Source organism: Clostridium sp. ZBS15, assembly GCF_023845705.1.
GTDB classification, from domain to species: Bacteria; Bacillota; Clostridia; order Clostridiales; family Clostridiaceae; genus Clostridium; species Clostridium aquiflavi.
In genome coordinates, this window is sequence record NZ_JAMQHY010000012.1 from 118,890 (window position 1) to 128,379 (window position 9,490).

Annotated in this window: 9 protein-coding genes; 6 read left to right on the forward strand and 3 right to left on the reverse strand. The window is 27.8% G+C overall.

What is annotated here, in order from left to right:
- Positions 1-161: 161 nt before the first annotated feature.
- From NG904_RS06620 to NG904_RS06630, 3 genes are all read right to left on the reverse strand, one after another.
- Complete coding sequence (locus NG904_RS06620; RefSeq protein ID WP_252214208.1) at positions 162-371, reverse strand: cold-shock protein; 210 nt, start codon at positions 369-371, stop codon at positions 162-164.
- A gap of 113 nt (positions 372-484) precedes the next feature.
- Positions 485-1,822 carry an MATE family efflux transporter gene (locus NG904_RS06625; protein WP_252230636.1) on the reverse strand — a complete coding sequence of 446 codons (1,338 nt, stop codon included), beginning with the start codon at positions 1,820-1,822 and terminating at the stop codon, positions 485-487.
- Positions 1,823-2,194: 372 nt separating this feature from the next.
- The gene (locus NG904_RS06630) at positions 2,195-2,341 is read right to left on the reverse strand and encodes a hypothetical protein (protein ID WP_252230637.1); all 147 of its coding nucleotides are present in this window, start codon (positions 2,339-2,341) and stop codon (positions 2,195-2,197) included.
- 303 nt (positions 2,342-2,644) lie between these two features.
- Here NG904_RS06630 and NG904_RS06635 point away from each other — a divergent pair, with 303 nt between their 5' ends.
- The 6 genes from NG904_RS06635 to NG904_RS06660 all read left to right on the forward strand — a co-directional run bounded on the left by NG904_RS06635 (position 2,645) and on the right by NG904_RS06660 (position 9,420).
- Positions 2,645-4,525 (forward strand): beta-glucoside-specific PTS transporter subunit IIABC, encoded by a 1,881-nt coding sequence (locus tag NG904_RS06635; protein ID WP_252230638.1) that lies wholly within the window; start codon positions 2,645-2,647, stop codon positions 4,523-4,525.
- An 88-nt stretch (positions 4,526-4,613) separates the two neighbouring features.
- A complete protein-coding gene (locus tag NG904_RS06640; protein WP_252230639.1) occupies positions 4,614-6,026 on the forward strand; it encodes a glycoside hydrolase family 1 protein in 1,413 nt (470 codons plus the stop codon).
- Positions 6,027-6,065: 39 nt separating this feature from the next.
- Entirely contained in the window at positions 6,066-6,899 is an 834-nt protein-coding gene (licT, locus tag NG904_RS06645) for a BglG family transcription antiterminator LicT (protein ID WP_252214197.1), read from the forward strand.
- A gap of 512 nt (positions 6,900-7,411) precedes the next feature.
- Positions 7,412-7,591, forward strand: a complete 180-nt coding sequence (locus NG904_RS06650) for a DUF1858 domain-containing protein (protein WP_252214195.1) — start codon at positions 7,412-7,414, stop codon at positions 7,589-7,591.
- A 107-nt stretch (positions 7,592-7,698) separates the two neighbouring features.
- Complete coding sequence (locus tag NG904_RS06655) at positions 7,699-8,346, forward strand: ferredoxin-like domain-containing protein (RefSeq protein WP_252230640.1); 648 nt, start codon at positions 7,699-7,701, stop codon at positions 8,344-8,346.
- Between the two features lie 303 nt (positions 8,347-8,649).
- Positions 8,650-9,420 carry a polysaccharide deacetylase family protein gene (locus NG904_RS06660; protein ID WP_252230641.1) on the forward strand — a complete coding sequence of 257 codons (771 nt, stop codon included), beginning with the start codon at positions 8,650-8,652 and terminating at the stop codon, positions 9,418-9,420.
- Positions 9,421-9,490 lie beyond the last annotated feature (70 nt).

Below are 9,490 nucleotides of genomic sequence, written 5' to 3' on the forward strand. Positions count from 1 at the left end.
TCCTAAAGAATAAAAAAACTCCTTCTTGTAATGATTTGTTATCATAATTATTACCGAGAAGGAGTTCATTTTTTTGAGTTTACACAAAATTATTTACAGAGCCGTCTACCCTTATAGATATATCAACATTCTACAAAAACAGAGCCAAGTCTTAAAGTAATTTATAATTTTTGTATATTTGTTGCCATGGGACCTTTTTCACCATCTTGTATATCAAAAGTTACACTTTCACCCTCATGTAGGTCTTTCTCAGGACCATTTTCTTTAATTTGTGAGTGATGTGCAAAAACGTCATCTCCTTCATCACATGAAATAAAACCATATCCTTTTTCAGCATTGAACCATTTAACTGTGCCTGTTCTACTAGCCATAAATTATCTCTCCTTCTTAAATAAAGTTTTCAATATTAGTATTTGCTTAAAATTTATTTTTATTATTTTATATATAGAAATAGTTTGTCCATTTGGAAAGTATCAAGAATTTGTTAAATATCAGTTACTTCGTTATTTTGAGCAATTGTTATGCCTGAATTTCTTAATAAAATTATAGCTATTAGAGTAGTTACAGCTTCAACACTTGGAAATACAAGCCATACACCAGTTAAGCCGAAAAGTGATGATAGTATAAGCACTAGTGGAATAATAGCAATAAAGCCTCTTATTAAGGAGATAATAAATGCTACTTTAGAACTTTCAATAGAATTTAAAAATGAAATTATAACAATATTAATTCCAACAAAGATAAATCCAATAAAATATAGTGAAAGTCCTGTTGTTGCATAAGTCTTTAATAGCGAGTTATTTTCACTATTAAAAAGTGAAATTAATTCACTTGAAAATAGATTGATTGTAAAATAAATTATTACTGAAATTATAAGTGATAAAGTAATTGAATATTTTAATAGTTGTTTTAGCTGTAGAAAATTTTTGTTACCATAGCTATTACTAACAAGAGGTTGCACTCCTTGAGCTATTCCAGTAAATATACCTATTGCTACAAGAGCTAAATTGGCTATAATTCCATAAGCTGCAACACCTATATTACCTGCAATATTTAAAATGACAATATTAAATGTTATAAGCACAATTCCAGAGGATATCTCTGTTACAAATGAAGAAAGTCCAAGATTAATGATATTTTTAAATATTGTTAAATCAAATTTACATTTTTTAATGGAAAAATTATTTTTATTTTTAACAAAATGTAATGATAATAATACTATACTAATTATTGGAGCAAGTCCTGTTGCAAAGGCTGCTCCGAACATTCCTAAGTTTAGTGGGAATATAAAAATATAATCAAGAATAATATTAGAAAGGCTTCCAAGGATCATTCCTCCCATTGCAAGTTTTGGGGAATTATCATTACGTATAAAAGCGATTAAAACATTATTCAAAATAAAACATGGTGAAAACAAAAATATAGTTTTCAGGTAAATGTTTGTCATAACAAATGTTTCTTCATTTGCACCTAGAAATCGACTTAAGGATTCAGAACCTAAGATTCCAGTAAGGGCAAAAATAATTCCAATAACAATACCTAAGATTATACAATGAGTAAAAACTTCATTTGCTTTGCTATGTTCACTTTGAGTCTTTAGTATTGTAAATTTTGTAGCACCACCAATGCCTATCATTAGTCCAGTAGCGTGAATAAAGCTGTATACAGAAATAGCAAGATTAAGGGCTGCTAGTCCATTTGTACCAAGTCCATTTGAAATAAAATAGGTATCAGCAAGTATATAGCAAGAAAGACCTATCATTCCAAGAACATTTAAAGTTATAAATTTCATAAATTTTAAATATAAAATATTTTTTTTCATAAATTAACCCCTCCAAATAAAAAAACATTCGAATTTTCATACCTTCAATGGCCTAATGGTATGAAATACGAATGTTTGTAAAAGCATTTTTACCCGGCGGCAAAAATCAAACAATATAATTAATTGTTTTTAGTATAGTACAGATTGGAATATTTTTCAATAGATCAAGATTAATTTTATTTTTATATCTTTATAAATAGAAAAGATATATTAGATGGATTTAGGAGGATTTTAAGTTTGTCATGCAAATTTAGAAAAGAGATTTTTCACAGGATATTAAATTATCCTGTGAAAAATCTTAAACTTATAAATATATCTCTAGATATCAAACGAAAAGCCAGTAAAATTAGTGATTAAAAATTTGTATAAAATTTATTTGTAAGTTGTACGAGGAGAGGGTTCATTATCACCATAAGGACTTTCTTCATGACTTTTATTATCTACATTTTTAGCATATTTAGATGATGCAGGATCAGAATTAGTAATATTGTTGTTTGAGTAAAGAGTTTTCTTTTTCATATAAATCCTCCTTCTATAATTTGCTCATAATATTTTATAGAAAAATGTTACGATATTAGCTTATCCATAATTATTAAAATTATATATTAAAAAAACTTAATTTATATTAAAAAACATGTTGAATATATAAAAAATATATGATATTATTTACTTAAGTAAAAGATTACATGGGTTTTAACACATTTTTGTTAAGGCATGTTACTGGTAAAGCAGGCAAGACCGAAATAAAAATGCATTTCTTTTAATTAAGAAATACATTTTATTTTGGTCTTTTTTTATTCTAAAAAACGGAGGAGAAGAGTTATGGATTATAAAAAAGTAGGACTTCAAGTATTAGAACTTGTAGGTGGATCAAAAAATGTAAATAAGCTTACACATTGTGCAACTAGACTTAGATTTGAATTTAATGATATGTCAAAAGTTGAAGCTGAAAAGATTGAAAAACTACCAGGAGTTATAAGTGTAGTTAATAAGGGTGGACAATTTCAAGTTGTTATTGGAAATGATGTACAAACCGCCTATAGAGCTATACTTAATGAAACAGGAACTCTTGAAAGTTCAAAAAATAAATCAAATAAAGAAAATGTAGAAAAAGAAAGTATAGTTTCTCGTTTTATAAGTGTTATATCAACAACATTTACTCCTATGATTCCAGCAATTACTGGAGCTGGTATGATAAAAGCAGTATTAGCTATCTTAACATTAACAGGTATATTAACAGATGATAGTCAAACATATTATATTTTAAATACCATTGCAGATGCAGCATTCTTCTTTATGCCAGTATTACTTGCATATGGTGCAGCTATAAAGTTTGAATGTAGTCCAATATTAGCTATGACACTTGCAGGAGTATTATTACATCCTAACTTAGGCATACTTATGGCATCTGGAGAAGCAGTACATTTTATGGGGATTCCTGTAAAATTAACTGATTATGCAGGTTCAGTATTACCAATTATTATTACTGTATGGGCAATGTCTTACATAGAAAGATTTGCAGAAAAAGTATCACCATCAATTATAAAATTCTTTACTAAACCTTTAATAATTTTATTGCTTACAGCACCACTTGCTTTAATCGCAATAGGACCTTTTGGTACATATTTAAACGATTTAGTAGCAGCAGGAGCAGAATTTATTAATGGAAAAGCTAGCTGGTTAATACCATTACTTATGGGAGCATTACAACCTTTCCTTGTTGTAACTGGAACAGCATGGGCAATGACACCAATTGCAACAATGCAATTGACTAACAATGGAGCAGAAATGATTAATGGACCTGGTATGTTAGCATCAAATATAGCACAAGGTGCAGCTACTATATGTGTTGCTGTTAAAAGTAAAAATAAAAATTTAAAACAACTTGCAGCTTCATCAGGTATAACAGCATTACTAGGTATAACAGAACCATCACTTTATGGAGTTACTTTAAAACTTAAAAAGCCACTGATAGCAGCTATGATAGGTGGAGGTTGTGCTGGTATATATGCAGGGCTTTCAGGACTTGTACGTTATGCATTTGTTTCACCAGGACTTGCAGCACTTCCAGCATTTATAGGGGAAAATCCAATGAATATAGTTCATGCTTTAATTACTTGTGCAATTGCCTTTGTTGTTACTTTTGTATTAACTTGGATTATAGGTTTTGAAGATCCAATTGATGAAGAAGAAGTAGAAGAAAATAATTCTACTGAAATAAAGAGTGAAGAAAAAGTAGAAATGAATTGTTCAATGGAAATAGCAAGTCCTCTTTCAGGAAAATTAATTCCTTTAAGCAAAGTTAATGATGATGTATTTTCAGGAGAACTTTTAGGTAAGGGGATGGCAATAGTACCTGATAAAGGGAATGTAGTTTCACCAGTTTCAGGAGTAGTTCAAACTGTACTTGCATCAAAACATGCAGTTGCAATAGAAAGTGACAATGGAACTGAAATTTTAATTCACATAGGCCTTGATACTGTAAATCTTGAAGGAAAACATTATGAATCATTTGTTAAGAGCGGAGATAGAGTTAAGGTTGGAGATAAATTAATCAATTTTGACATAGAAGAAATTAAAAAATTAGGTTATGATATGGTGACTCCAATAGTCATTTGTAATTCAGATAAATACTCAGATATATTAGGAGAAGAAGAAAAGAAAGTAACTTTTGGAGAAAAAATCATAAAAATTACAGAGTAGATAATATTAATATAAAAAAATCAGACTTTGAAAAAATATCAAAGTCTGATTTCACACTTAAAATATTATGATGAAAGGTTGAGCTAATATGATATATAATAATATAAAAGGATTTCCTGAAAACTTTTTATGGGGTGGATCTACATCAGCTTATCAAGTAGAGGGAGCTTGGAATGAAGATGGAAAAGGATTATCTGTTATAGATATGTGTGATCATCCAGAAGGAGCAGCAGACTTTAAAATTGCTAGTGATCATTATCATAGATTTAAAGAGGATGTGAAGTTATTTTCAGAAATGGGGTTAAAGGCTTATCGTTTTTCTATAGCATGGACTAGAATTATTCCACAAGGAACTGGTGAAGTTAATGAAAAAGGAATTAAGTTCTATAATGATCTTATAGATGAGTTAAATAAATATAATATAGAGCCAGTAGTTACAATGTTTCATTTTGATTTACCATATGTATTAGAGGGAAAAGGTGGTTGGAGTAACAGAGATACTATAGATGCTTTTTCTAAATATGCTAAAGTGCTATTTGAGAGGTTTGGATCAAAGGTAAAGTATTGGTTAACAATAAATGAACAAAATACAATGATACTTCATCCAGGTGCAATAGGTATTCCAAAGGGAGGAACGTTACCTAGTAAAAAAGAATTATATCAGCAAAATCATCATATGCTTTTAGCTCAAGCAAAGGTAATGCAGTTATGTCATAAAATGTGCCAAAATGGCAAAATAGGTCCAGCACTTAATACAACAGCAATGTATGGGGAAACATGTAATCCACTAGATGCTATTGCAGCTCATAATTGGGAAACTATTCGTTGTTGGAGTTTTTTAGACATGGCAGTTAGAGGTAAATATAATAAACTAGCTTGGAGTTATTTAGTAGATAGAGGGTTAGAACCTATTATAAAAGAGGGTGATATGGATATAATGAAAGATGCTAAACCAGATTTTATAGCAATAAATTATTATTCAACAGCAACAATAGCTGCAAGTAAAGGCGATTCATCTGATATATCAGCAAGAGCAGGGGATCAACAAATAATGTTAGGAGAACAAGGTGTATATCGTGCAGCTGAAAATCCTTATGTAGATAAAACAAAGTATGGATGGGTTGTTGATCCAATAGGTCTTAGAATGACTTTAAGAAAAGTAAGCGAAAGATATGACTTACCTATTTTAATTACTGAAAATGGAATTGGTGCACCAGATAAATTAGAAGAAAATGAAATTATAAATGATGAGTATAGAATTGATTATATTAGAAAACATTTAGAACAATTAAAGTTAGCTATTAATGATGGAGTAGAAGTTATGGGATACTGCCCATGGTCTGCAATTGATGTTGTAAGCACTCATCAAGGATATGGCAAGCGTTATGGTTTTATATATGTTAATAGGGATGAATTTGATTTAAAAGACTTAAGAAGAATAAAGAAAAAAAGCTTTAATTGGTATAAGAATGTTATAAACACCAATGGAGAAAAGTTATAAACCTTTATAAATAAATAATTGATAATGAGGGTGAATAAGATGCAAATAGTTAAAGTGATGAACAATAGTCTTATTTTAGCAAGAGACGAAAATGATAAAGAAATTGTTGTTATGGGAAAAGGGCTTGGATTTAAGCGTAAGGCAGGCGAAGAATTAGATACAGAAAAGATAGAAAAGATATTTGTGTTAAAAAATGAAACTGATACAAGAGAATATGTAAAACTTATAGAAGAAACGCCTAGTGAATACATTGAAATAACTAACGATATTATTGGATATGCCAATGAAAAGTTAGGTGGAAAGTTAAACGATCAAATTTTTATTACATTAGTAGATCATATATCTTACGCTCTTACTAGATATGAAAAAAACATAACGATACAAAACCGTTTATTATGGGAATTAAAAAAGTTTTATCCAAAAGAATTTGAAATAGGAAAGTATGCAGTTAAATATATTAATGATAAACTTAATGTAAAACTTCCTGAAGAAGAAGCTGGAAATATTGCATTTCATGTTGTTAATGCACAGACCGATGAGGCAGAAATGCAAAATACGTTGTTAACAATACGTATGTTAAAGGATATTTTTAACATAATTCAATATAATTTTGGTATAACTATTGATAAAGATTCGCTTAACTATTCAAGATTTTTAACTCACCTTCAATTTTTTGTTCAGCGTTTATTAGATGATAGAATGATTGAATCTAAGGAAAACTTCATTTTTGAACAAATGATAAAAGAGTATCCTAAAGAAGTTAAGTGTGCTAGGTTAATCGGAGATTATGTTAAAAAAATATTAAACAAAGAAATTTCTAATGATGAACTATTATATTTAACTATACATATAGTAAGAATAGTACAAAAATAATTTTGAGTGTATGGATTTAAATTTATTATTAAATAGCTAATTATTTTATATAAATATACATATAAAAAATCATAAATAGAATTAGGATATTTTTCATAATTTTATAATGTTAAAAGTGAACGTATGACCACATCATTATCATACGTTCATTTTTTGATTTTTACATGTTTATTAAAGTTATTTTTCTTAAAGGGTATATTAGTCAAGTAGATTTGAAAACTATATAAGAATATAACTATATCTAATTAGTTTTGTAAATACTTATATGAGAAGGTTAAGTAAAAAAAGCTCAAATATAAAATATTGTGTAACATATGTTACTTAATTTGTATAGACTTTATTATATAATTACTTACATGGAATAAGTAATTTAAATGCTACGAATTAGAATATAACATTTAAAAATGTATTGTATTGTAAATTAAGAGAATTAGATATTAATGTATTGTAAAATATAAATAAGAATATACAAATTAGAAACAAAATAAATTTAATATGAAAAGGAGAAAATTATGATAACTAAAGATATGACAGTAGGAGAAATAATAAAAATAAAGGAAAATGCAGCAGAAATTTTAATGAGTTTTGGAATGGGATGTATTGGATGTCCATCAGCACAATCAGAAAGCCTTGAAGATGCAGCTAATGTTCATGGATTAAATCTTGAAGATTTGCTAAAAGCACTTAATTAATATTAAATATATCATTATACCTATTATGTTTATAGGAATATGTTTTAAAGATATAGTGTAGCAAATAATATAACTAAATTAGATATGGGAAAGTAAGGAGTGAGAGTATGGATTATGGGAACCTTCAAAAAATAAGAAATGGAAAGAGAACATACAGTATAACTCCACATATACCAGGTGGATTTGTAACTATAGAAACTATGCAAAAAATAATAGATGTAGCTAAAAAATATAAAGGTGTATTAAAAATAACATCAGGACAAAGAATATTAATAACAAATTTAGAAAAAGAAGATTTACCTAAGATATGGGAAGAACTTGGCATGGAACCTGCTGTAAAAAGCGCTAATTCTGTTAAAAATGTTGAGATGTGTCCTGCTGGTTTTTGTAAAAGAGAAAAATATAATACTATTGGAATAGGAATGAAACTTTCTAAAAAGTATACTTGGATGGAAATGCCTTGTAGAACTAAAATTGGAGTTGCAGGATGTAGGAATGCTTGTGGAAGTGTGTATAGCAAAGATGTTGGGGTAATTGCAGACAAAACTGGATTTATAGTATGTGCAGGTGGATCAGCAGGGTATAATCCAAGAATTGCAGATGTTATTGTAAAAGATGTGAGTGAAGAAGAAGCATTAAAAATAGTAGATAACATATTTGATTATTATAAGGAAAATGCAGAAGCAGGAGAAAAGCTTGGATTCTTTATAGAACGAATAGGACTAGAAAAGTTTAAAGAAGAAGTTAATATTTAAATTTAATTTATTATTCAAAGATATGCAATTTTTATAATTGTATATCTTTTTTTGATGCAAAAATTTTAGGCCACATAGTTCAAGGTAATAAGGAAGATTTATAGTACATTATGCAAATAATATTGAATATTTATCTTAATTGTTAATTGATGTTAAAAATTACTACAAATAAAAACTATTAAAAAGTTAATGATAATATATAGTGAATTTTATAATTAATAAAATTAATTTACAAAAAATATTATAAATAAATTGTTTCGTGATTTAATTTAATACACTAAATATAACAAGGAGGAAAAGAAATTGAAAAATAAGTGGAAGTATTTTTTGCTCATTGCTATAAACATACTTCTTATCATTTCTATATTTGAACAAAATTTTAGAAGTATTTCTACAGGAGCTAACATAGATAGTACTAATGTTAATTCAAATGAAGAAACCAATAATTATAAGAAGAAAATAATATATCTTACTTTTGATGATGGGCCTAGTTATAAAGTAACAGAAAGAGTCTTAAATGTGTTAAAAGAAAAAGATGTTAAAGCAACTTTTTTTCTAATTGGTAATCAAATTGAAGGCAAAGAAGATATTGTAAAAAGGATTAATGATGAAGGTCATGGTATAGGTCTTCACACATATAGTCATAAGTATAAATGTATTTATTGCAACGAGGACAATTTTATAAAAGAAATGATTGAATGTCGTAATGAAATAAATAAAGTGGTTGGAGTTTCACCTAACATAATTAGATTTCCAGGCGGAAGTTATAAACATTTAAGCAAAAGTTATTTGAAAAAATTACATGATAATAATTTTAAAATATATGATTGGAATTTAGATACTGAAGATGGTCTAAATCCAAAACTTCCACCATGTAAATTATATAGAAAAGCTATAAACGAAAGTGAAAATTTATCAACTATAATACTGCTTATGCACTGTACAGATCTACAAAAGAATACTTGTACAGCTTTACCAGAAATAATAGACTATTATAAATTACAAGGGTATGAATTTAGAACTATAGAAGAAGATACACCAGAAATATATTTTAAAATAAGAAAAAATAATTAATTAAAATGCCGTACTATAAAATAAATAGTACGGTATTTTTTAATATAATTTGAGGCTGTAAATATTTTTG

Excerpts from the sequence above, each read along its gene's own strand:
- NG904_RS06635 (WP_252230638.1), top strand. The coding sequence starts at position 2,645 with ATGGATTATAAAAAAGTAGGACTTCAAGTATTAGAACTTGTAGGTGGA.
- NG904_RS06620 (WP_252214208.1), bottom strand. The coding sequence starts at position 371 with ATGGCTAGTAGAACAGGCACAGTTAAATGGTTCAATGCTGAAAAAGGA.
- NG904_RS06650 (WP_252214195.1), top strand. The coding sequence starts at position 7,412 with ATGATAACTAAAGATATGACAGTAGGAGAAATAATAAAAATAAAGGAA.
- NG904_RS06630 (WP_252230637.1), bottom strand. The coding sequence starts at position 2,341 with ATGAAAAAGAAAACTCTTTACTCAAACAACAATATTACTAATTCTGAT.
- NG904_RS06625 (WP_252230636.1), bottom strand. The coding sequence starts at position 1,822 with ATGAAAAAAAATATTTTATATTTAAAATTTATGAAATTTATAACTTTA.
- NG904_RS06655 (WP_252230640.1), top strand. The coding sequence starts at position 7,699 with ATGGATTATGGGAACCTTCAAAAAATAAGAAATGGAAAGAGAACATAC.
- licT (WP_252214197.1), top strand. The coding sequence starts at position 6,066 with ATGCAAATAGTTAAAGTGATGAACAATAGTCTTATTTTAGCAAGAGAC.
- NG904_RS06640 (WP_252230639.1), top strand. The coding sequence starts at position 4,614 with ATGATATATAATAATATAAAAGGATTTCCTGAAAACTTTTTATGGGGT.